This is a genomic window from Acidobacteriota bacterium (genome assembly GCA_020845575.1).
Classification (GTDB): Bacteria; Acidobacteriota; Vicinamibacteria; order Vicinamibacterales; family Vicinamibacteraceae; genus Luteitalea.
Window position 1 is genome coordinate 22061 of the sequence record JADLFL010000027.1, and the last position, 22063, is coordinate 44123.

Below are 22063 nucleotides of genomic sequence, written 5' to 3' on the forward strand. Positions count from 1 at the left end.
AGATCAGCCTGCTTCTATGAGCACCACGCCAGTCAATCGCGTTCCCGTCAACATCGAAGACGAGATGCGCCGCTCGTACATGGATTACGCGATGAGCGTGATCATCGGGCGCGCGCTGCCCGACGTGCGCGACGGTCTCAAGCCGTCGCACCGCCGTGTGCTGTTCGCGATGCGGCAGATGGGACTCTCGGCCTCGCGCCCCTATCGCAAGTGCGCGAAGATCGTCGGCGAGGTCATCGGCAACTACCACCCGCATGGTGATGCGCCCGCGTACGACACGCTCGTGCGCCTCGCGCAGGACTTCAACATGCGGTACACGCTGGTCGACGGCCAGGGCAACTTCGGCAGCGTCGACGGCGACAGGCCCGCCGCCTACCGGTACACGGAAGCCCGCCTCGAAGCGCTCGCCGAAGCGCTGATGGTCGATCTCGACAAGGACACCGTCGACTTCGTCCCGAACTTCGACGAGACGACCACCGAACCATCGGTGCTGCCCACGCCGATCCCGAACCTGCTGGTCAACGGATCGGCGGGCATCGCGGTGGGCATGGCCACCAACATCCCGCCGCACAACCTCACCGAGGTGGTCAACGGCATCATCGCGATCGCCGATCCCGACAAGGCGTTCACGCTCGACGAGGACGGGCGCCCGCAGCCCCTCACGCGCGACGAGAAGCGACGGCGTCTCGCGCAGCAGATCACGGGGCCCGACTTCCCCACCGGCGGCATCCTCGTCGGCCGCGCGGGCATCGCGTCGGCGTACGCCACCGGCCGCGGCACCGTGATCGTGCGCGCGCGCACGGAGGTCGAGCCGATCGGGCGCGGTGGCGATCGCCAGGCCATCGTCGTCAGCGAGATCCCGTATCAGGTCAACAAGGCGAAGCTCATCGAACGCATCGCGGACCTGGTGCGCGAGAAGACGCTCGAAGGCCTTTCCGACATCCGCGACGAGTCGGACCGCCAGGGCATGCGCATCGTGATCGAGTTGAAGCGCGGCGAGATGCCAGACGTCGTGCTCAACAACCTGTACAAGCACACGCCGCTGCAGTCCTCGTTCGGCATCATCATGCTGGCGATCGTCGACGGGCGTCCGCGCGTGCTGCCCCTCCTCGAGCTCGTCGAACGGTTCGTCGAGTTCCGGCGCGACGTGGTGCGCCGCCGCACCGAGTTCGAGCTGCGCAAGGCCGAAGCGCGTGCGCACATCCTCGAAGGCCTGAAGATCGCGCTCGATCACCTCGACGCGGTGATCGCGCTCATTCGAGGCGCGAAGAATCCGGCCGAGGCGCGTGAAGGCCTGATGCAGCAGTTCGGCCTCACGCAGATCCAGGCCCAGGCCATCCTCGACATGCAGCTCCAGCGCCTCACGGGCCTCGAGCGGCAGAAGATCCTCGACGAGCTCGCCGAGCTGATTCAGGAAATCGAGCGGCTGCGCGCCATCCTCGGCAGCGACCGCCTCGTGATGGAGATCGTCATCCGGGAGTTGACCGGCGCGCGCGATCGCTTCGGAGACGCGCGGCGTACCGAGATCGTCGAGGACACGAGCGACATCGACATCCTCGACCTGATCGCCGACGAGGACATGGCGATCACGGTGAGCCGCAAGGGCTACATCAAGCGGACGTCGCTCGACGAGTATCGCTTCCAGGGCCGCGGCGGCGCCGGCACCATCGGCATGCGCCTGCCCGACGATGACTACGTGCACCACCTGTTCGTGGCGTCCACGCACGCGTACCTGATCGTGTTCTCCGATCGAGGCCGTGCGTACTGGCTGCGCGTCCACGAGATCCCCGACGCGGGTCGCGACGCACGCGGGAAGTCCATCGCGAACCTCGTGCAGATGGCTGCGGGCGAGAAGGTCGCCGACGTGGTCGCCGTGCGCGAGTTCCCGTCCGAAGAGGGTCGGCGGTTCGTCGTGATGGGCACGCGCAAGGGCGTCATCAAGAAGACTGACCTGAAGGCATACTCGAATCCGCGCGCGGGCGGCATCATCGCGATGGGCGTCGAGGACGACGATGCGGTGATTGCGGTGCAGTTGTCGAGCGGCACCGAGCAGGTGCTGATCGCGACGCGCGGCGGTGTGGCCATCCGCTTCCCGGAGAATCGCGTGCGCGCGATGGGCCGCACGGCGTACGGCGTGCGCGGCATCTCACTGCGCGCGGGCGACGAAGTGGTGGCCATGGAGGTCGTCAACGAGACCGGCGCCATGCTCACCGTCACGGCCAATGGTTACGGCAAGCGCACGCCGCTCAGCGAGTACCGCATCACGGGCCGCGGCGGCGTGGGCATCCGCAACATCCAGCCGTCGGATCGGAATGGCGCAGTCGTGGGCGTGACGCACGTCGCCGACGACAACCAGGTGCTGATCATCACCAAGGACGGCATGGTCATCCGCATGGCCGTCGCACCACTGCGTCCGATCGGCCGCAACACGCAGGGCGTCCGGCTGATCCGTCTCGAAGACGGCGACCGCGTAGAGGCGACCGCGAGGCTCGATATCGCGGAAGTCGCCGCAGACGCATCTGACGTCGTAGCGCCGCTGGAAACGGAAGGCGCCGTCGAGGAACCGCTCGACGAACCGGAAGACGACGCCGGCCTGCCCGACGACGAATAGCCTCGCTCGGGACTACGCCCTTCGACTCCGCGAGATCGCCACTGGCGGCGATCTCGCGTCGCTCAGGACTTACGCTGGTTGCAGGCGCGCGTACTTCGCGATCAGCTTCTTGGTACCCACCGTGGCGAAATGGACGGTGAGCTTCATCTCGTCGCCCTTGCCATCCACCTCTCGCACGGTGCCGACGCCGAACTGCGCGTGGCGGACCTTCTGGCCCGGCTTCGGCCGTGACCCGTCGCTCGACTGGTCCTCCTCTTCGTAGCGATACGCCGGCGGAGGCGCGTCTTCGCGCACGCTCGACCGGCGCGCGTACGGGTTGGGCCGCGATTCGTATGCGGCTCGCCCACCGTACGTCTGCGTGCCGAACGTGCGTCCCCTCGTGTACGACGGCACTTCGACGATGAGCGATTGTGGAACTTCTTCGAGGAACCGTGATGGGGCCGTCGCCTGGTACTCGCCGAACACCCGCCGCCGTGCGGCGCTCGTGAGGATCAGTCGCGCCTGCGCGCGCGTCATGCCCACATAGCACAGGCGCCGCTCTTCCTCGAGCTGCTCCTGATCCTTCTCGGCACGCGAGTGCGGGAACAGCCCCTCTTCCATCCCCGCCAGCGCCACAACGGGGAACTCGAGCCCCTTGGCCGCGTGCATCGTCATCAACCAGATGCGCGCACCGCTGGTGCCCTGTGATTCGTCGGCTTCCGACAGCAGCGACAGCCGATCGACGAATCCGCCAATCGACGACTCCGGTTCGCGCTCTTCGTACTCGCGCGCGGAGTTGACGAACTCGGCGAGGTTCTGTGCCCGGCTCTCGGCTTCCTCGCTGCCGTCCTCGCGCAGGGCCTTCATGTAGCCTGACCGATCGAGCATCTTGCCGATCAGCGCCGAGACGGTCTCCTGCTTCGCAAGCGCGATGAGACCGTCGACGAGCTCGACGAACTGCTTCAGCGCGTTGTGACTGCGCGCGGGCAGCGACCGCGACACCAGCAGTTGCGTGGCGCGTGCCCACAACGAACGTGAGGCCGCCACCTCGAACAGGCCCGCCGCCATCATCGGTGGCGCGCTACCTCCCGTCGCGCCGTCCTCGTCCTTCTCGAGCGCGTCCATCACCGCCTTGCCGATGCCGCGCGCGGGGACGTTCACCACGCGCCTGAAGCTCACATCGTCATGCGGGTTGATGACCAGCTTGAGGTACGCGAGCGCGTCCTTCACTTCCTTGCGCTCGTAGAAGCGGACGCCGCCGATGATGCGATACGGCGTGCCGTCGCGGATGAACTGATCTTCGAGCGCGCGCGACTGCGAGTTGAGGCGATACAGGATGGCGACGGTCGCGTCGCGTCGCAGCGTGAGCTCCTTGCGCAGCTCGCGCGCGATGAACGAGGCCTCCTCGAGCTCGTCCTCGCCACGGAACGCCGTGATGAGATCGCCACCGCCCTGATCGGTCCAGAGCCTCTTCTCCTTGCGATCGGTGTTGTTGGCGATCACGGCGCCAGCCGCGTCGAGGATGTTCTGCGTCGAGCGGTAGTTGCGTTCGAGGCGGACGGTGGCGGCTTCCGGGAAATCGTGCTCGAAGTCGAGGATGTTGCGCAGGTCCGCGCCGCGCCACTTGTAGATGGACTGATCGGGATCGCCCACGACGGCGAGGTTGTGGCGATCGCCGACGAGATGCTTGATCAGGAGATACTGCGGACGGTTCGTGTCCTGGTACTCGTCGACCATCACGTACCGGAACTGCCGCTGGTACTTGGCGCGCACGGTGGCGTTCTCGAACAGTTCCACCGTCTTCAGGAGCAGATCGTCGAAGTCGAGCGCGTTGGCGCGGGCGAGGGCGTCGACGTAACCCTCGTAGATCTTCGCGAACTGCTCGTCGCGATATCCGCCATCGCCGACGGCATCAGGCGTCTCCATGCGGTTCTTCGCATGGCTGATGCGCCCGAGCACCTGGCGCGGCTGCATGATCTTGTCGTCGACGCTCAGGTCGCGCATCACCTGCTTCACCGCGCTCTGCTGATCGCTGGAGTCGTAGATCACGAAGTCGCGCGAGAGACCGATCGCCGGTGCCTCGCGGCGCAGCAGTCGCGCGCAGAGCGCGTGGAACGTGGAGACCCACACGTCGCGCGCCTCGTCGCCGATGAGGTGCGCCACGCGCTCGCGCATCTCCTCGGCGGCCTTGTTGGTGAAGGTGACGGCCAGCACCTCGAACGGCCGCGCGAGCCCGCTGCCAATCAGGTAAGCGATCCGATACGCGATGACGCGCGTCTTCCCCGAGCCGGCCCCCGCAAGGATGAGCAGCGGCCCTTCCGTGTGCAGCACCGCTTCGCGCTGCTCGGGATTGAGGCCAGCCAGGAAGTCAGTTGCCGGGAGGGCGCCCGTCACGACCTTCTTCCCCGCGCCCAGCCGTCCTTGTTCTCCTGCCGGCTGCGCGCGATGGCGAGGCTCCCTTCCGGGACGTCCCTGGTGATGGAGGAGCCGGCGGCAACGAAGGCGCCGCGGCCGACGGTGACGGGTGCGACCAGCTGCGAGTCGCTGCCGATGAAGGCGCCGTCGCCGATCACGGTGGGGTGCTTGTGCGTGCCGTCGTAGTTGCAGGTGATGACGCCCGCGCCGACGTTGACGTCGGTGCCGATCGTGGCGTCGCCCAGGTACGTGAGGTGACTGGCCTTCGACTTCGCGCCGAGCGTCGTCTTCTTGAGTTCGACGTAGTTGCCCACGCGCGCGTCCTCGCCCACGTCGCTCCCCGGGCGGATGTGGGCGAATGGCCCGAGCTGCGCGTGCGAGCGGACGTGCGACTCGGCGATCACGCAGTAGTTGAGCACCACGACGTGATCCTCGAGGGTGGCGTCGACCAACCGCACGCCCGCGTGGATCTCGCAGGCCGCGCCAACCTTCGTGCGGCCCTCCAGGTAGACGTTGGGATGCAGGACCGTGTCGTGGCCCACGTCGACGTCCGGACCCACGTAGGTCGTGGCCGGGTCGATGATCGTCACCCCGGCCGCCATCAGTTCCTCGCACTTGGCTTGTCGCATCATGGCGCTGGCCTCGGCCAGTTCGGTCTGGCTGTTGATTCCGCGGATCTCGTACGGCACCGCCGGCGCAATCGCGTCGATCTCGTGACCCTGTCGCCGCAGGACCGCGACCACCTCTCCGAGCGTACGCTCACGTTCGACGGTGTCCCAGTCGAACGTCGCCAGCGCATCGCGCAGCGCCGACGATGAGCAGGCGAAGACACCGCTCGTACACTCCCGGATGGCCCGCTGCTGCCGCGAGGCATCCTTCTGCGAGACCAGACCGATGACCTCGCCGCTCTCCTGGCGCAGCACGCGCATCAGGCCGTACGGGCGTTCCGAGACGGCCGACACGAGCGTCATGGCGCTGGTGGCCTGAGCCCGGTGCGCCACGAGCGCGCGCAGTGTTGCCGCGCTCAGCATCGGGACGTCGGCGGGGAAGATCAGGAGCGTCCCCTCATCGGTCGAGTCCGGCGACGCGACTGCCGTCATGGCGTGGACGGGACCCAGCAGCGGTTCCTTGGTGATGACCTCGACACCCCGCCCGTCGACGAGGGGAGCGATGAACTCTGCTGAATACCCGAGAACGGCCGTCGTTCGGCTCGGCCCGCCCCCCCCGACTGCCCGGAGAACCCACTCCAGCATGGGCAACCCCGCGAGAGGCAGGAGCACCTTGGGCGTTCGCGTGCCCATCCGGAGGCCGCGTCCGCCGGCCAGGATCGCGATGTGCAGCGGCGGGGCGGACGTCACGAGTCAGCCAACCGCGCCTTGCGGCGTTCGAGCGCGTCGAACACGTCGCGCGTGCGCACATGAAAGCGCCGAGCCACCTCGCTCATGGCTTCCCGCCTGCCAGAATTCAACTTTTCTGTTATTCGATCAAACTCGCTCACCCATTCGGCCTCGCCAGCGAGCGACACCTGGGCAGTTGCATCGGGAACGTCAAGAATGCACGTGAATTCGCCAACTGGCTCTGCGATCGACGGATGGCGTACGATCTCCGCGAGACTCCCACGCACGAGTTCTTCGTGCTTCTTGGTGATTTCGCGGCACACGGCAACGCGCCTGTCGCCACCGGCCACCTCCTTGAGCATGTCGAGCGTGTGTGTGATGCGGTGCGGTGCCTCGAAGAAGACGACCGGGTGGCGATACGCCACAGCATCCTCGCACCATCGTCTCCGTGGACCGCTTTTAACGGGCGGAAACCCTAAAAACGTGAACTGGCTGGCAGGAACACCACTCATGGCAAGCGCCGCAAGCACGGCACTGGGACCCGGAACGGCCTCGACGGGGATCCCCTCGTCGAGCGCTGCCCGGATCACGTGGTCGCCCGGGTCCGAGAGCAGCGGCGTCCCGGCATCGGTCACCAGCGCCACCGACTCGCCCTGCCGCAACCGCTCCAGCAGGCCGGGGAGTCTGGCGACTTCGTTGTGGGCGTGTACGCTCACCATCGGCGTCTCGATCCCGGCGTGGGCCAGGAGCTTCGCCGTGCGCCGCGTGTCTTCGGCGGCAATCACGCGCACCTCGCGCAGCACCCGCAGCGCACGCAGCGTGATGTCCTCCAGGTTGCCGATGGGGGTCGCCACGACGTACAAACGTCCGGGCGACGGCCGGGGGAGCACGGGAGATATTGTACATTGGGAGATTGGGCCACACCGGCCCTTCGGCCCTCTTCACTTGTCCGTGCGAGCGCATGCGATCTGCTGAGACCCTTCCGCACTTTGCGGCTGACTACCTGGCCTGGCGCCACGAGGTGCAACCGACGGCGGCCACCTTCGACGGCGTGCACGTCCACGACGACCTCCTCGAGGACTTCAGCCGCGCCGCCATCGACCGTCAGGTCCGCGACCTGAACGGATTCGCGCGCCGCCTCGCGTCGATGACCATCGATGCCATTCCCCCGGGCGAGCGTGCCGATCACGCCGCGCTCGTGGCCAATACGCAGGCGCGTCTCTACGAGCTCGAGACCATCCGTACCTGGGAACGCGATCCGCAGCTCTACGCCGACACGATCGCCACGAGCCTCGCCGCACAGGCGCTCTTCACGTACGCTCCTGCCGCCGAACGCGCGCGCCGCCTGCTCTCGAAGCTCCGTCAGGTGGCGGGCGTGCTCGACGCGGCCGGCGCCAACGTGCGCGAACCGGCCGGCATCTTCATCAAGACCGCCACGGAAACGCTTCGCGGCGTGGTGAACTTCCTCAACCGCGACCTGCCTCGCGCGCTGCGCGAAGTGGACGACCTCTCGCTCCTCGCCGACCTGGACGATGCGGCGACGGGGGCGCGGACGGCGATCGAACGGTACGTGCGGGATCTGGAGGAGGAACAGGCGCCGAAGGCCAAGGCCAGCTTCCGTCTCGGCAAGGAACGGATCGAACAGAAGCTGAAGCTCGAGGACGGCATCACGCTCGACACCGACGCGTTGCTGCGCATCGCCGAGCGCGAGCTTGCCGCCACGCGCGAGCGCTTCGCGGCAGTGGCCGCCAGACTGGGCAAGGGACCAGCAGACGAGGTGTGGGCGAAGGTCAAAGCCACGCACGTCGAGCCCGGCGGACTCGTCACGCGCGTTCGCGAGCAATGCGCCTCGCTCTACACCTTCCTCCGCGACGCGGGCATCGTCACGGTGCCCGACGCGGACGCGCTGGTCATCGCGCCGACGCCGCCGTTCTATCGGTGGACGTTCGCCAGCCTGTGGGCGCCGGGCGCGCTCGAGGCGCGGCCGCAGCGCTCGTACTACTACATCACCGACGCCGATCCGAACTGGCCGCAGGAGCGGCAGGCCGAGCACATGCGCGACATGAACGACGCCGTGCTCTGGGCGATTTCCATGCACGAAGCGCTGCCCGGCCACTTCCTGCACTTCGAGCACCTGCGCAAGGTTGCGGCGCCGTGGCGCAAGGCGATGGTGCTCGCGCCGCTATCGACCGTCGAAGGCTGGGCGCACTATGCCGAGCACCTCGTCATCGAACAGGGTTTCGCGAAGAAGGATCCGGCGATCGAACTCGGGCAGCTCGCCGAGGCGCTCGTGCGGCTCTGCCGTCTCGTCGTGGGGCTGCGCCTGCACGCGGAGGATCTCTCGGTGGAGCAGGGCGTGCGGTTCTTCCGCGAGGAGGCGATGCTCGAGGAGGGCAGCGCGCGCCGCGAGGCCGAACGCGGTGCGTTCGATCCGGGTTACGTGATTTACGCGCTCGGCAAGCTGATGCTGCTGAACCTGCGCAAGGACGTCGAAGCCACGCGAGGCGCGGCCTTCGATCTGCGCCGTTTCCACGATGAGTTCCTCGGCCACGGGCTGTTGCCGTTCGGCGTCATGCGCAAGCAGATGCTCGGCGATGCCGACAGCGGCGTGGTCCTCGCCTGACGATTCACCTCAACGCCATGCCACTGTACGAATACGAATGCGATGCGTGCGGTCACCGTTTCGAGGTGATCCAGAAGTTCTCGGACGACCCGCTCACCACCTGCCCCAAGTGCGGCGGCAGCGTGCGCAAGCTCCTGTCGTCGCCCGCGATCCAGTTCAAGGGCTCCGGCTGGTACATCACCGACTACGCGAAGAAGACGGGAACCGGCGCCGGGAGCACCGCGAAGTCCGAGTCGTCGGGCGAGAAGTCGTCGACGGGATCGAGCGAGGGCAGCACCGCGTCACCGGCGCCGAAGTCCGACGCGCCGGGCAAGTCGTCGACGCCCTCGTCATAGCGGGCGCGCGGCGTCACCGGCGATCGAGCAGCTCCTGCAGGTAGTGCGCGAGCGGCTCGCGCAGCTCGGGCCGTTGCATCGCGAAGTACATCGACGCCTTCAGGAACCCCGCCATCGTGCCGGTGTCGTGCCTCGTGCCCTGCACCTCGCACGCGTAGATCGGCCGTTGGCGCAGCAGCGTGCGAAGGCCGCTGGTCAGCTGGATTTCGCCGGTCCTGTCTTCGTGGACGTCCGCGAGGATGTCGAAGACGTCCGGCGTGAGCACGTAACGGCCGATGATCGCGAGATCCGAGGGTGCCTGCGCGCGCGTGGGCTTCTCCACCAGATCGATCACGCGGTGGACGCCGTTGCCGAGCGGCTCGGCGCGGACCACGCCGTACTGGCTGATCTGATCGAGTGGCACGCGCTCGACGGCGAGCACGGGACCCTGCACGCGCTCGAACACGTCGATCACCTGACCGATCGCCGGTGGCGAGGCGTCGATCACATCGTCTGCGAGCACGAGCGCGAACGGGTTGTCGCCGACGAGATCGCGCGTGATGCAGACCGCGTGACCGAGACCCCGCGGGCGACCCTGACGCACCGCACCAAGACGTGTGAGTGACGAGACGTGTCTCACGGCCGCGAGGTGATCGAGCTTGCCGCGCTCTTCGAGGAACGTCTCGAGCTCGACGTCCATGTCGAAGTGGTCGATGAGCACGTCCTTGCCGCGCGCGGTGACCATCACCACCTGCTCGATGCCGGCCGCCACCGCCTCTTCCACGGCGTACTGGATGATCGGCTTGTCGACCAGCGGCAGCATCTCCTTCGGCATCGTCTTGGTGGCCGGAAGGAAACGTGTCCCGAGTCCCGCCGCGGGAAACACGGCGGTCCTGACGCTCAGTGTCACGCAGCCCCTTTCGCACTGTGCAGGGGCGACCCTCGTGGTCGCCCTGTCTTCGGAGTGGGTCACGGTAGCACACCGCAGGGGCCGGCAACCGGCAGGGTTCGTGAAGACCGGAGGCCCAACCGGTTGCCCGTTGCCGATTGCCGGTTGCCGGGCTCCTCCGCCCTGTTCCGTACAATGAGGCAGCATGCTCGACACCGCTCAACTCCGCGATGCCTTCGACGACACCCGACGCCGGCTCCAGACACGCGGGCCTGGTGCCGATGCGGTGCTCGATCGCCTGCACGAGCTCGACCGCCTGCGCCGTGACCTGCTGCCGCGCGTGGAGACGCTGAAGGCGGAGCGCAACAGGACGGGCGAGCGCATCGCCCAGACGAAGAAGGCCGGCGAGGATGCCTCGGCGTTGCTCGCGGAGAACAAGCAGCGCGCCGACGAGATCAAGGCGCTCGACGCGCAGCTGGCCGCGCTCGAGGAAGAACGCGCGCCGCTGCTGCTGGCGCTGCCCAACACGCCGCACGCCAGCGTGCCGGAGGGACGCGGCGCCGAGGACAACGTCGAGGTGCGCCGCTGGAGCACGCCGCGGGCGTTCGACTTCGAGCCGAAGGCGCATTGGGACCTCGGCCCGGCGCTGGGCATCATCGACTTCGAGCGCGCCGCACGCATGTCCGGCGCACGCTTCTCGGTGCTGATGCGCGATGGCGCACGACTGGCGCGCGCGCTCATCAACTTCATGCTCGACCTGCACACGCGCGAGCACGGTTACGTGGAAGTCGAGCCGCCGTTCCTCGTCAATCGCGCGGCGCTGACGGGCACGGGGAACCTGCCGAAATTCGAGCAGGATCTCTTCGGGATCGCGGGGGAGTGGGATCTGTTCCTGATCCCCACCGCCGAAGTACCGCTCACCAACCTCCATCGCGAAGAGACGCTGGAGGACGCCACGCTGCCGCTGCGCTACACGGCGTACACGCCGTGTTTCAGGAGCGAGGCGGGGAGCTACGGGGCCGACGTGCGCGGACTCATCCGCCAGCACCAGTTCGACAAGGTCGAACTCGTGAGCTTCACGGCGCCGGAGCAGTCGTTCGAGGAACTCGAACGCCTCACGGCGTGCGCGGAGACGGTGCTGCAGAAGCTCGACCTGCCGCACCGCACGATGCTGCTCTGCACGGGCGACATGGGCTTTGCGTCGGCCAGGACGTACGACATCGAGGTCTGGCTCCCGAGCCAGGGCGTGTACAGGGAGATCTCCTCCTGCAGCAACACCGAGGCGTTCCAGGCGCGTCGGGCGGGCATCCGCTACAGGCCGGCGGGCGGCGGCAAGCTCGGATTCGCGCACACGCTCAACGGATCCGGCCTCGCCGTCGGACGCACGTTGATCGCGATCATGGAGAACCACCAGCAGGCCGACGGCAGCATCACGATCCCGGATGCGCTCGTGCCCTACATGGGTGGCGTGACGCGGATAGGGTAGGGTCGAGCCGTGGCAGAGAGCGATCCACTTCCTGGCCTGCGCAAGGACTACGTGCTCGGCGCGCTCGATGACGCGGAAGTCGATGCCGAGCCGCTGGTGCAATTTCGCGAGTGGTTCACGCAGGCGCTGAACGGCGGCGTGCCCGAGCCCAACGCGATGACACTCGCCACGGTGGGCGTCACCGGCAGGCCGTCGAGCCGCCCCGTCCTCATCAAGGATTTCGACGCCCGCGGCATCGTCTGGTACACGAACTACGAGAGTCGCAAGGCGGACGATCTCGCGGCGCATCCGTTCGCCGCGCTGCAGTTCCACTGGGTGGAGCAGGAGCGCGTCGTGCGCATCGAGGGGCGCGTCGAGAAGGTGTCGGACGAGGAGTCCGACGCCTACTTCGCGAGCCGCCCGCTCGCGAGTCGCCTTGGCGCATGGGCGTCGCCGCAGAGTCGCGAGATCGAGAGTCGCGCCAGCCTTGCCGCGAAGGCCGCGGAGTATGGCCTGAAGTTCGGCCTGCACCCTCCGCGTCCGCCGCACTGGGGGGGGTATCGCCTGATTCCAGACTACTGGGAGTTCTGGCAGGGCCGTGCCTCCCGCCTGCACGATCGCATCACGTATCGCCTGCAGCCGGACGGCAGTTGGAGAAAGGCAAGGTTGGCACCATGAACAACCGGCAACGGGCAATCGGCAACCGGCAACCGGAGAGCGGTCAGTGAGCGAGGAGCGATGAAGCCAGAAGTGTGGATGCGCGGGCCGGTGGACGGGTACGCGCGCGAGTTGCAGCCTGTCGTGCACGCGTTGCTGCAGGTGCGCGAAGAGGTGGACGCACACGCGTCGGATCTCACGGTCGAGGAACTGTGGGCTCGGCCCGGAGGCGCTGCGGCGATCGGCTTCCATCTGCGCCACATCGCGGGTGCGACCGATCGCCTGCTGACGTACGCGCGAGGCGAGTCGCTCACGCCGGAACAGTTCGCATTCCTGAAGGCCGAGGGCCTTCCGGGCGATCCACCGGCGACCGCGGCCGACACGCTGGCGATCGTGCTCGCCGGCATCGACGCCGCGCTCGAACACGTCCGCCGCACGGACGCCGCGACACTGTTCGAGCCACGCGCCATCGGTCGTGCGAAGCTGCCGACCACGGTGATCGGACTCATCTTCCACACCGCCGAGCACGCCGCCCGCCACGCCGGCCAGATCGCCACCACGCGCAAGGTGATCGGGAAACCGGCCCCCGCCGTCGAGTAAACTCGCGCGTGGAGGGATGGCCGAGCGGTTTAAGGCAGCGGTCTTGAAAACCGCCGTAGGGGAAACTCTACCGTGGGTTCGAATCCCACTCCCTCCGCCACATTTCGCGTTGCTCAATTGGCGGCGGGAGCCGGCTTCAGGCTTCGGCCGCCTCGCCTTCGGCTCGTCGCTCTCGGCACGATCCCACGCCCTCCGCCACATTTCGCGTTGCTCAATTGGCGGCGGGAGCCGGCTTCAGGCTTCGGCCGCCTCGCCTTCGGCTCGTCGCTCTCGGCACGCCATCGACGGGCCGAGCGGTTGTTGCTGTCGTCTGGCGACGTCCCATTGCGATCCCTCGACGCACTGCACGTCGCTACGGCTCTGGACGCCGATGCCGCAACGATCGTGACGTTCGACCCAGGACTCGGCGCGGCTGCGGCGAGACAGGGTCTGTACGGGGCCGGCGTTCCAGGAAGATGAACTACACCTGATCCTCCAGGATCGCGGCGATCTGTTCCATCGCGCGGCGACGGAGGCCGCGGCGCTTCCAGCGATCGAGGGTGACTTCCACGCACGCCTGCATGTCGTCGTGGAAGGCGCGCTCGAAGCGTGCGGCGATGTCGCTGTCGTAGACGCACACGTTGCTCTCCTCGTTGTGCGCGAACGAGCGGTTGTCGAAGTTGGCCGTGCCGACGGTGGCCCACAGGCCATCGACGACCATCACCTTCTGGTGCAGCATGCTGCGGTCGTACTCGAGGATCGTGACGCCCGCCGCGAGCAATTCGCCGTAGAGGCGCACGCTGTTGTGGCGCGCGAGCCAGTTGTCGTTGCGGACACCGGAGACCATGATCCTGACGTCGACGCCGCGCTGCCTGGCTTCGATCAGCGTCTGCAGCGCCACGGCATCCGGCACGAAGTACGGGTTGGCGATGAGGATCGAGCGACGTGCGCAGACGATCGCCAGATAGTGGACGATCTGCACGCTCGAGGCGCCTGACTCCGCGTTGCTGAGGATCACCTGCAACGCGTACGGCCCGCGCACGCCGACGCGCGGATAGTACGCGTCGCCGCTGAGCAGTTCCCCCGTCGCCTGCTGCCAGTTCAGCGCGAAGCCGCTCTGCAGCCCCTGCGCCGCGGGACCTTCGATGCGCACCTGCACGTCGCGCCACTCACGCTCGTTGCGCGCGTTGCCGAGCCAGTGGTCGGCGATGCCCGCGCCGCCGGTGTACGCGATCGCACCGTCGACCACCAGCGTCTTGCGATGCGTGCGGTTGTTGACGCGGCCGAGATCTTTCCACCGCAGCGGGTTGTACCAGGCTACGTGGCACTGACCGTGTTCGAGCTTCGACAGAATGTCGTCGCCGATGTTCGACGAGCCGACGGCGTCGAGCAGCAGCACCACGCGCACGCCTGCCCGCGCGCGCTCGGCGAGCGCATCGGCGAACGTCAGGCCGATGTCGCCGGTCCAGTAGATGTAGGCCTCCATCGTGATCGACTCGGTGGCCGATCTGATGTCGGCGAGCATGCGCGGATAGAACGCATCGCCGTTGTTGAGGATCTCGAACGCGTTGCCGGGGACGAATGGCGCACCCGTCGCGCCCGCCATCGTGCCGAGGAACTCCGGCGACCGCGTGTCGAACTCGTGGTCGAGGCCGATGCTCGGGGGCTCGGCCTGTGGCCGCGCGAGGTGCGTGAGCGCGGTGAGGAAACCCGCCGCAAGGCCCCACACCCATCGACCCGTCGCAACGAGGACGAAGCTGGCCGCTCCCCAGATCCACCACGCCCAGAGCAGACGGCGCAGCCGCGTGGCCAGCGACGTGCGGCCCTTGCGCTCGAGCTCTGCCAGGGGCCGCCACGCCAGGCGCCGGCGTGGCCGCGCGGCCGCGCGCCACAGCGGCGGTCGACTCTTCGGACGATGCCTGCCGTGGCGCGACGACACGCCTACTTGAAAACGCCGATGGCCTTGAGCAGGAAGATCAGGATCGAGGCGCCGATGATGGAGAAGAACACCGAGAGGAAGCCCGATCCGCCCATGTTGAGCGCCGTCGCCAGGTACCCGCCGATCACGGATCCGACGATGCCCACCGCGACATTGGCGATGACGCCCATCTGGGCGTTCGTCTTCATCACCATGCTCGCCAGCCAACCGATGATCCCGCCGACAACGAGCTGAACGATCAGGTTCATACGTCCTCCGTCTGTGCAATGACGCGCGAGAGATGGCCGGTCGGCCGGATCGCGCAGCGAGGGGCTTCAGGCCATGCTACACCCCTCCATCTTCACCAACTATCAATTGTACTTATGGGATTGCCATCAATGAGGTCGCGAGAGTTATACTCTCGATCGTGGGACACACGCTTCTCCAGAAGGTCTGGGACCTGCACACGGTGCGGACGCTCCCGACGGGGCAGACGCAACTCTTCATCGGCCTCCACCTCGTCCACGAGGTGACGTCGCCGCAGGCGTTCGACGACCTGCGGCGCCGATCGTGGCCGGTGCGGTTTCCGCAGCGCACGTTCGCCACCGTCGATCACATCGTGCCCACGGGCAGCCTCGCGCGTCCGTTTCAGGACACGATGGCCGAGGCGATGCTGTCGGCGCTCGAGCGCAACTGCCGTGACTTCGGCGTGCCGCTCTACGACCACTCAACGGGCCGCCAGGGCATCGTCCATGTGATCGGACCCGAACTCGGGCTCACGCAGCCGGGCATGACGATCGCGTGCGGCGACAGCCACACGTCGACCCACGGCGCGTTCGGTGCCGTGGCGTTCGGCATCGGTACCACGCAGGTGCGCGACGTGCTCGCGAGCCAGTGTCTTGCGATGGAACCGCTGAAGGTGCGCCGCATCCGCGTCGAAGGCTCGCTGCAGCGTGGTGTCTACGCCAAGGACGTCATCCTCAAGATCATCCAGGTGCTCGGCGTGAAGGGTGGCGTGGGCTACGCGTACGAGTACGCGGGTTCGGCCGTCGAAGCGATGTCGATGGACGAGCGCATGACGATGTGCAACATGTCCATCGAGGGTGGCGCGCGCGTCGGGTACGTCAATCCCGACGAGACGACGTTCGCGTACATGGAAGGCCGGCCGTTCGCGCCGCAGGGAGAGGCATTCGATCGCGCTCGCACCTGGTGGCGCTCGATCGCCAGCGACGCCGACGCGCGCTACGACGATGACGTGGCGCTGGAGGCGGGTTCGCTGAGCCCCGTGGTGACGTGGGGTCTGCATCCGGGACAGTCGGTGGGCGTGGACGAACGTGTGCCGACGCCAGGCGATGTCGACCCCGGCGATCGGCCGCTCGTCGACGAGGCATTGCAGTTCATGGGCTTCGCGCCGGGGCAGGCGATCGAAGGCACGCCGATCGACGTGGCGTTCGTCGGGTCGTGTACGAACTCACGCCTGTCGGATCTGCGCGAAGCCGCGCGGTTCGTGCGCGGACACAGGGTGGCCTCGCGCGTGCGCGCGATGGTCGTGCCGGGATCGCAAGCGGTGCGCGCCGCGGCCGAAGCGGAAGGTCTTCACGAAGTCTTCATGGAAGCCGGGTTCGATTGGCGCGGATCGGGCTGCTCGATGTGCCTCGGCATGAATCCCGACAAGTTGCAGGGCCGCGAGATGAGTGCCTCCTCGTCGAATCGCAACTTCAAGGGACGGCAGGGCAGTCCCACTGGGCGCACGCTGCTCATGAGTCCGGCGATGGTGGCGGCGGCCGCGGTGGCCGGTGAAGTCGTGGACATCAGGAAGGTGGAACCTGCGGCGGCAGCGCTCCCGGGAGGCCGGGCATGAGTGGCGCCGTTCGGATCGATCGCGTCGAAGGTCGCCTGATCCCGCTGCGCGGACAGGACATCGACACCGATCGCATCATTCCCGCGCGGTTCCTTCGCGTCATCACGTTCGACGGTCTCGAGCGTCACGCCTTCGAGGATGACATCGCGTCGCGCGCGCAGGCGGGCGATCCGCATCCGTTCGCGCAGGACCGCTTCGCGGGTGCACGCATCCTCGTGGTGAACCGCAACTTCGGGTGCGGGTCCTCCCGCGAGCACGCGCCGCAGGCCCTCCAGCGGTGGGGCATCTCCGCCATCGTCGGCGAGTCGTATTCGGAGATCTTCTTCGGCAACAGCCTCGCGATCGGACTCCCGTGCGTCAGCGCGACACCGTCTGATCTGGAGTGGCTGCAGACGCTCGCCGAAACCGGTGATGCCGGAGAGGCCGTCCTCGACCTGACCACGATGACGCTCACTGCCGGCGACCGCACGATTGCCGTCAACGCGCCGAAGCCGGCCGTCGAAGCCTTCGTGACCGGCGCATGGGACGCCACGGGACTGCTGCTCGAAGACAAGGCGGCCGTGGAAGCCACAGCCGCGCGCCTGCCGTACGTGTCCAGCTTCAGGTGACGCGCCGATCAGTCGATCGGCGCGATGTCCCTTGCCACGTCCTTCTCGAACGTCCGCGCAACGTCGAGGAAGGCGAGGGCGGCGTGCGAGAGTTGCGCCTGCTCGGGATACACGAGTCGCAGGTGGCGGGGCAGTCGCACCTGCGCCACGGGAACCGCGACGAGCCGCCGGCTCGTGAGCTCCGCGATGGCGCATCGGCGGGGCAGTAGCGCCACACCGAGATCCATCTCCACCGCGCGCTTGATGCCGTCGAGGCTGGGCAACGCGAGCGTGATGTTCAGTTGCTCGTGACGCTGCTCGAACAACCGCAGCACGCGTTCGCGCGCGGGCGAGGCTTCGTTGTGCGCGATGACGTTCTGCCGGCCGAACTCGGCCATCGTGACCTGCGTCCTGCCTGCCAGCGGGTGGTCCGGCGACGTCAGCATCACCAGCTCATCGTCTCCGATGAGGATCGACGCAAGGCCCTTCTCGGCGGGTGGAAAGCTGAGCACGCCGACGTCGAGGCTGCGCTGCAAGACCTCGACGCCGATCTGCCGGCTCGGCACGCGCCTGATGTCGACCTGCACGCGCGGATGGGCCTGGCGGAACTGCTCGACGACAGGCAGCACCACGTGGACGGCGGCTTCGTTGGCTCCGATGAGCACGCGTCCGCGCTGGAGGTCGCGCAGTTCGCGGACGGCACTGTCGGCTTCTTCGGCGAGCCGCATCAGACGCTGCGCGTAGTCGAGCAGCACGCGTCCGGCCTCGGTCAGCTTGCCGTCCTTGGCGGCCCTGTCGAACAGCCGTTCGCCGAGGTCGTCCTCGAGGCGGCGGATGGCCTGGCTGACGGCCGGCTGCGTGCGGTGCAATCGCGCCGCCGCCTTCGAAAAGCTCCGTTCCGAGGCGACCGTCAGAAACACCTGCAGCTCAGCGAGGTCCATTGCCTTCCTCTGCCGCAGGCGATGAAAGCCCCTGCCGCGAGACTGATTATAATTCCAGAAAGATTATAACCTTGACTAACAGGTGCTGCTCCGTGGAATGTGACATTCAGGAGACCAGTCCGCATGGCTACCGACGTCCGCGTCTTCGATACCACTCTTCGTGATGGCGAGCAGGCACCCGGGTTCTCGCTCCGTGTGCCGGAGAAGCTGGTGCTCGCACACCGGCTCGCGTCGCTCGGCGTGGATCTCATCGAGGCCGGGTTCCCCATCGCCTCGATAGACGATGCAGAGGCGGTGAGGCAGGTTGCGCAAGAGGTGCAAGGCCCCACGATTGCCGCCCTCGCACGCTGTACCACGGCAGACATCGAGTGCGCGGGCAAGGCGATCGCTCCCGCTCGCAAGGGCCGCATCCACACCTTCATCGCCACGTCCGACCTTCATCTCGAACGCAAGCTCCGCATCTCGCGCGACCAGTGTCTCGAGACCGCCGTCAAGGCCGTCACCCTCGCCAGGCAGTTCACAGACGACGTGCAGTTCTCGGCCGAGGACGCCACGCGCAGCGACATGACGTTCCTGGCGCAGGTGATCGAAGCCGTCGTTGCCGCCGGCGCGACGACGATCAACCTGCCCGACACGGTGGGGTACTCGACACCTGACGAGATCCGCGAGTTCTTCGCATCGATCATCGCGGCCGTGCGCGGCAGCGAGCACGTGATCTTCAGCACGCATTGCCACGACGACCTCGGACTTGCGGTGGCCAACAGCATTGCGGCGCTGCACGGTGGCGCGCGTCAGGTCGAGTGCACGATCAACGGCATCGGCGAACGCGCCGGCAATGCCGCGCTCGAGGAAATCGTGATGATCACGAAGGTGCGCCAGGATCGCGCTCCCTTCACCACCCGTGTCGAAGCGCGTGAGCTGTATGGCGTGAGTCAGCTGCTCACCGAGCTCACGGGTGAAGCCGTCCAGGCCAACAAGGCCATCGTCGGGCGCAACGCGTTCGCGCACGAGTCGGGCATCCATCAGGACGGCATGCTGAAGGACCGCCGCACGTACGAGATCATGTCGCCAGACAGCGTTGGCGTGCCGAAGACGACGCTGGTGCTCGGCAAGCATTCAGGGCGTCACGCGGTGCAGCAGAAGTGCGAAGCGCTCGGCTTCACGTTCGGCAAGCGCGAACTGGATCAGGTGTATCGCCAGATGGTGGCGCTGGCAGACACGCAGAAGCACGTGTCGGACGAGGAGCTGGCGGCCATCGCCGCGCAGGTGCGCGCCGAGAGCGCGCACGTGCCCACGCCGGTCGGTTACGGACACGGCGTGTAGATCGGATCGTCTCCTCTTTTCCTCTTGAAGGTTCCTGCATGAATCGTTCGCTCGTGCTGCTTCCCGGAGACGGTATCGGCCCGGAGGTGGTGGCGGCGGCTGGAGTCGTGCTCCAGGCCGTGTGCCGGAAGTTCTCGCACCAGATCGACACACGGTCGTTCGACATCGGCGGCGCGGCGCTTCGCGCGGGCCTGCCCGTGTATCCCGACCAGACGCGCGCGGCGTGTACGGCTGGCGATGCTGTGCTGCTCGGCGCCGTTGGCGATCCCGCGTTCGATCACCTGCCGCGCGAGCAGAAGATCGAGACGGGCCTGCTGGCGCTGCGCTCGTCGATGGGCGTGTACGCGAACCTGCGGCCCGCGCGTGCGTGGGCGGGTCTCGAAGACGCGATCTCGTTCAAGCCGGAGCGCACCGCGGGCACCGATCTGATCATCGTGCGCGAGCTGCTCGGCGGTCTCTACTTCGGCGAGCCGAGAGCGATCGAGGCAGACGGGCAGTCGGCATACAACACGATGCGGTACTCGGTGGCCGAGGTGCAGCGGGTGGCGCGCGTGGCGTTCCAGATCGCGCGGATGCGCCGCAAGCGGCTGCTGTCTGTGGACAAGGCGAACGTGCTCGAGACGTCGCAGTTGTGGCGGCGGACGGTGACCGCGCTGGCGGCGGAGTATCAGGACGTGGCGCTGGAGCACCAGTACGTCGACGCGTTCGCGATGAACCTCGCGCTCGATCCCACGCGCTACGACGTGGTGCTCACCGAGAACCTGTTCGGCGACATCCTGTCGGACGAAGCGGGCGCGATCAGCGGATCGCTGGGTCTCCTGCCGTCGGCGAGTCTTGGCGATGGCGGTGCGTTGTACGAGCCCGTGCACGGATCGGCGCCGACGCTTGCAGGTCGCGACGTGGCCAATCCCGCAGGCGCGATCGGCTCGCTCGCTCTGGTGTTCCGTCACAGCTGGCAGTGCGAGGACGAAGCCCGCGCGATCGAGACGGCCTTGGCGAGCACGATCAGCGAGGGCCACCGCACGGCCGACCTCGTGCGCGCCGGCCAGCCCGCCACATCGTGCTCGGCCTTCGCCCAGCTCGTCGCCGACCGCATCGGTTAGGTCAGCTGGTAAGCGGGTCGTATCGGATCTCGACGACCTCCAGTTCTTCATCACCTCGAGGCGCGCGCACGACGACCGTGTCGCCGACACGCGCCTTGAGGAGCGCCCGCGCGAGCGGAGACCGCCACGAGATGCGCGTGTCTCCCGCGTCGAGTTCGTCCATGCCGACGATGGTCACGGTGCGCTCGCGATCGCTCGCGCCGATGAACGTCACCGTCGCGCCGAAGAGCACGCGGTCGAGGCCCTTGCCGCTGTTGTCGACCACTACTGCGTTGTCGAGACTGCGCGTGATCTGCCTGATGCGTCTGTCGATCTCGCGCAGTCGCTTCTTGCCGTAGATGTAGTCGCCGTTCTCCGACCTGTCGCCATTGCCCGCCGCCCAGGCGACAGTCGTCACGACGGACGGCCGCTCCGTCTTCCAGAGATGGGCCAACTCATCCTGAAGGCGACGGAACCCGCCCGGTGAGATGTAGTTCTTGATCTCGTCAGCCATGCCTTACGCGGCCTGGAGCGACTCGTACTCTCTCGTGGCCATGGTCCAGCGCTCGTACGCGATCGCATTCTAGCTCTCGCCTTGCTTTCCACGAGGCCTTTGCGGATACTCGGCGGCATCCAGCAAGTGGCGGGGTCGATCCCTTTCCTTCGTTGACAGTCCTGGACAGGGGTCATACCGATATCGTGGCACGCATGGGCGAGCCAGTACGTCCTGTCGTACGAGCTCGCGCGGCTGTCGCCGGGGTGGCGCCGGCTGGAGGTGCACGTGACGCATCCTGGCGCACGAGTGCGCGCGCGGGACGGGTATCTCGCGACCGCGCCGTGAGGCCGCGGCGACTCGCTACGATAGCGCCCATCGCGAGAGCGGACGGGACGGTGAGACCATGCCGGAGATTTCGCGATTCTTCGGAATCATCATTTTCGATCAACTACAACGACCATCCGCCGCCGCACTTCCATGTCCGGTATGCTGAACAACGGGCGATCGTGGCCATCGACACGTTGACCCTGCTCGAAGGCAGGCTGTCGCCGCGCGCCCTTGGACTCGTCATCGAATGGGCGGCTGCACACAGGCAGGAACTGATCGACGATTGGAATCTGGCCCGGCAGCAGCAGCCGCTGAGGCCGATCGCCCCTCTGGAGTAAGAGAACCATGTTGAGAGACGTCGTCTCGGTCCAGCCGCTCGCGGAGTATCACCTGCGCGTACGATTCGACGACGGCTCGGAGGGTGTCGTCGATGTTGCGCAACTCGTGACGTTCACCGGAGTGTTCGAGCCGTTGCGGGATCCGGAGTTCTTCGCCAAAGCCACGGTCAATGCGGAACTCGGAACCGTGTGCTGGCCGAATGATGCGGATCTGGACTCCGATGTGCTGTTCTCGTTGGTGACGGGCACGCCCGTTCCCTCGTACGAGGCCGTCAGGCGCCCGGCCTGATTCTGGCACGCCCCTCGCGCGTCAGGATTTTT

General features: G+C 67.2%; 19 protein-coding genes, 1 tRNA gene and 1 pseudogene. 13 read left to right on the forward strand and 8 right to left on the reverse strand.

Going from position 1 to position 22063, the window contains the following annotated elements; genetic code table 11:
- The first annotated feature begins 16 nt into the window (after nt 1–16).
- Nucleotides 17–2611 (forward strand): DNA gyrase subunit A, encoded by a 2595-nt coding sequence (gene gyrA / locus IT182_08045; GenBank protein ID MCC6163286.1) that lies wholly within the window; start codon nt 17–19, stop codon nt 2609–2611.
- Between the two features lie 69 nt (nt 2612–2680).
- On the opposite strand, the gene IT182_08050 is transcribed toward gyrA, so the two are convergent.
- The 3 genes from IT182_08050 to rsmI are packed head-to-tail and all read right to left on the reverse strand — an operon-like array spanning nt 2681 to nt 7232.
- Nucleotides 2681–4954, reverse strand: coding sequence for a UvrD-helicase domain-containing protein (locus IT182_08050; protein MCC6163287.1), 2274 nt, complete (start codon nt 4952–4954; stop codon nt 2681–2683).
- Between the two features lie 26 nt (nt 4955–4980).
- A complete protein-coding gene (gene glmU / locus IT182_08055; protein MCC6163288.1) occupies nt 4981–6363 on the reverse strand; it encodes a bifunctional UDP-N-acetylglucosamine diphosphorylase/glucosamine-1-phosphate N-acetyltransferase GlmU in 1383 nt (460 codons plus the stop codon).
- Nucleotides 6360–7232 carry a 16S rRNA (cytidine(1402)-2'-O)-methyltransferase gene (gene rsmI, locus IT182_08060; GenBank protein MCC6163289.1) on the reverse strand — a complete coding sequence of 291 codons (873 nt, stop codon included), beginning with the start codon at nt 7230–7232 and terminating at the stop codon, nt 6360–6362. The genes glmU and rsmI overlap by 4 nt, the downstream gene beginning before the upstream one ends.
- 71 nt (nt 7233–7303) lie before the next feature.
- On the opposite strand from rsmI, the gene IT182_08065 reads away from it, so the two are divergent.
- Both IT182_08065 and IT182_08070 read left to right on the forward strand, forming a co-directional pair.
- On the forward strand, nt 7304–8965 hold the full coding sequence (locus IT182_08065) for a DUF885 domain-containing protein (GenBank protein ID MCC6163290.1): 1662 nt from the start codon (nt 7304–7306) through the stop codon (nt 8963–8965).
- A 17-nt stretch (nt 8966–8982) separates the two neighbouring features.
- Nucleotides 8983–9300 (forward strand): zinc ribbon domain-containing protein, encoded by a 318-nt coding sequence (locus IT182_08070; protein MCC6163291.1) that lies wholly within the window; start codon nt 8983–8985, stop codon nt 9298–9300.
- Between the two features lie 13 nt (nt 9301–9313).
- On the opposite strand, the gene IT182_08075 is transcribed toward IT182_08070, so the two are convergent.
- Nucleotides 9314–10183 carry a UTP--glucose-1-phosphate uridylyltransferase gene (locus tag IT182_08075; protein ID MCC6163292.1) on the reverse strand — a complete coding sequence of 290 codons (870 nt, stop codon included), beginning with the start codon at nt 10181–10183 and terminating at the stop codon, nt 9314–9316.
- 190 nt (nt 10184–10373) lie between these two features.
- On the opposite strand from IT182_08075, the gene serS reads away from it, so the two are divergent.
- The 4 genes from serS (at nt 10374) to IT182_08095 (ending at nt 12990) form a co-directional block, all read left to right on the forward strand.
- Nucleotides 10374–11654 (forward strand): serine--tRNA ligase, encoded by a 1281-nt coding sequence (serS, locus tag IT182_08080; protein MCC6163293.1) that lies wholly within the window; start codon nt 10374–10376, stop codon nt 11652–11654.
- A 9-nt stretch (nt 11655–11663) separates the two neighbouring features.
- Nucleotides 11664–12311 carry a pyridoxamine 5'-phosphate oxidase gene (gene pdxH / locus IT182_08085; protein ID MCC6163294.1) on the forward strand — a complete coding sequence of 216 codons (648 nt, stop codon included), beginning with the start codon at nt 11664–11666 and terminating at the stop codon, nt 12309–12311.
- A 60-nt stretch (nt 12312–12371) separates the two neighbouring features.
- Nucleotides 12372–12890, forward strand: a complete 519-nt coding sequence (locus IT182_08090) for a DinB family protein (GenBank protein ID MCC6163295.1) — start codon at nt 12372–12374, stop codon at nt 12888–12890.
- 10 nt (nt 12891–12900) lie between these two features.
- Nucleotides 12901–12990: transfer RNA gene (locus IT182_08095), tRNA-Ser, on the forward strand.
- Nucleotides 12991–13350: 360 nt separating this feature from the next.
- Here IT182_08095 and IT182_08100 read toward each other — a convergent pair.
- Together IT182_08100 and IT182_08105 are read right to left on the reverse strand one after the other, a co-directional pair.
- Entirely contained in the window at nt 13351–14808 is a 1458-nt protein-coding gene (locus tag IT182_08100; protein MCC6163296.1) for a cardiolipin synthase B, read from the reverse strand.
- Nucleotides 14809–14810: 2 nt separating this feature from the next.
- Nucleotides 14811–15056, reverse strand: coding sequence for a GlsB/YeaQ/YmgE family stress response membrane protein (locus IT182_08105; GenBank protein ID MCC6163297.1), 246 nt, complete (start codon nt 15054–15056; stop codon nt 14811–14813).
- A gap of 155 nt (nt 15057–15211) precedes the next feature.
- Here IT182_08105 and leuC point away from each other — a divergent pair, with 155 nt between their 5' ends.
- Both leuC and IT182_08115 read left to right on the forward strand, forming a co-directional pair.
- On the forward strand, nt 15212–16648 hold the full coding sequence (gene leuC / locus IT182_08110) for a 3-isopropylmalate dehydratase large subunit (GenBank protein MCC6163298.1): 1437 nt from the start codon (nt 15212–15214) through the stop codon (nt 16646–16648).
- Entirely contained in the window at nt 16645–17256 is a 612-nt protein-coding gene (locus IT182_08115) for a 3-isopropylmalate dehydratase small subunit (protein MCC6163299.1), read from the forward strand. Before leuC ends, IT182_08115 begins: the two co-directional genes overlap by 4 nt.
- A gap of 8 nt (nt 17257–17264) precedes the next feature.
- Here IT182_08115 and IT182_08120 read toward each other — a convergent pair whose 3' ends face one another.
- The gene (locus tag IT182_08120; protein ID MCC6163300.1) at nt 17265–18176 is read right to left on the reverse strand and encodes a LysR family transcriptional regulator; all 912 of its coding nucleotides are present in this window, start codon (nt 18174–18176) and stop codon (nt 17265–17267) included.
- 123 nt (nt 18177–18299) lie between these two features.
- On the opposite strand from IT182_08120, the gene IT182_08125 reads away from it, so the two are divergent.
- The gene (locus tag IT182_08125) at nt 18300–19499 is read left to right on the forward strand and encodes a 2-isopropylmalate synthase (GenBank protein ID MCC6163301.1); all 1200 of its coding nucleotides are present in this window, start codon (nt 18300–18302) and stop codon (nt 19497–19499) included.
- 38 nt (nt 19500–19537) lie between these two features.
- Nucleotides 19538–20602 (forward strand): 3-isopropylmalate dehydrogenase, encoded by a 1065-nt coding sequence (gene leuB, locus IT182_08130; GenBank protein ID MCC6163302.1) that lies wholly within the window; start codon nt 19538–19540, stop codon nt 20600–20602.
- Between the two features lies 1 nt (nt 20603).
- Here leuB and greB read toward each other — a convergent pair whose 3' ends face one another.
- Entirely contained in the window at nt 20604–21095 is a 492-nt protein-coding gene (gene greB, locus IT182_08135; protein MCC6163303.1) for a transcription elongation factor GreB, read from the reverse strand.
- Between the two features lie 385 nt (nt 21096–21480).
- Between greB and IT182_08140 the strand changes: the two are divergent.
- Both IT182_08140 and IT182_08145 read left to right on the forward strand, forming a co-directional pair.
- Nucleotides 21481–21742: pseudogene (locus IT182_08140) on the forward strand (DUF4160 domain-containing protein).
- A 7-nt stretch (nt 21743–21749) separates the two neighbouring features.
- Nucleotides 21750–22031, forward strand: a complete 282-nt coding sequence (locus IT182_08145; GenBank protein ID MCC6163304.1) for a DUF2442 domain-containing protein — start codon at nt 21750–21752, stop codon at nt 22029–22031.
- Nucleotides 22032–22063 lie beyond the last annotated feature (32 nt).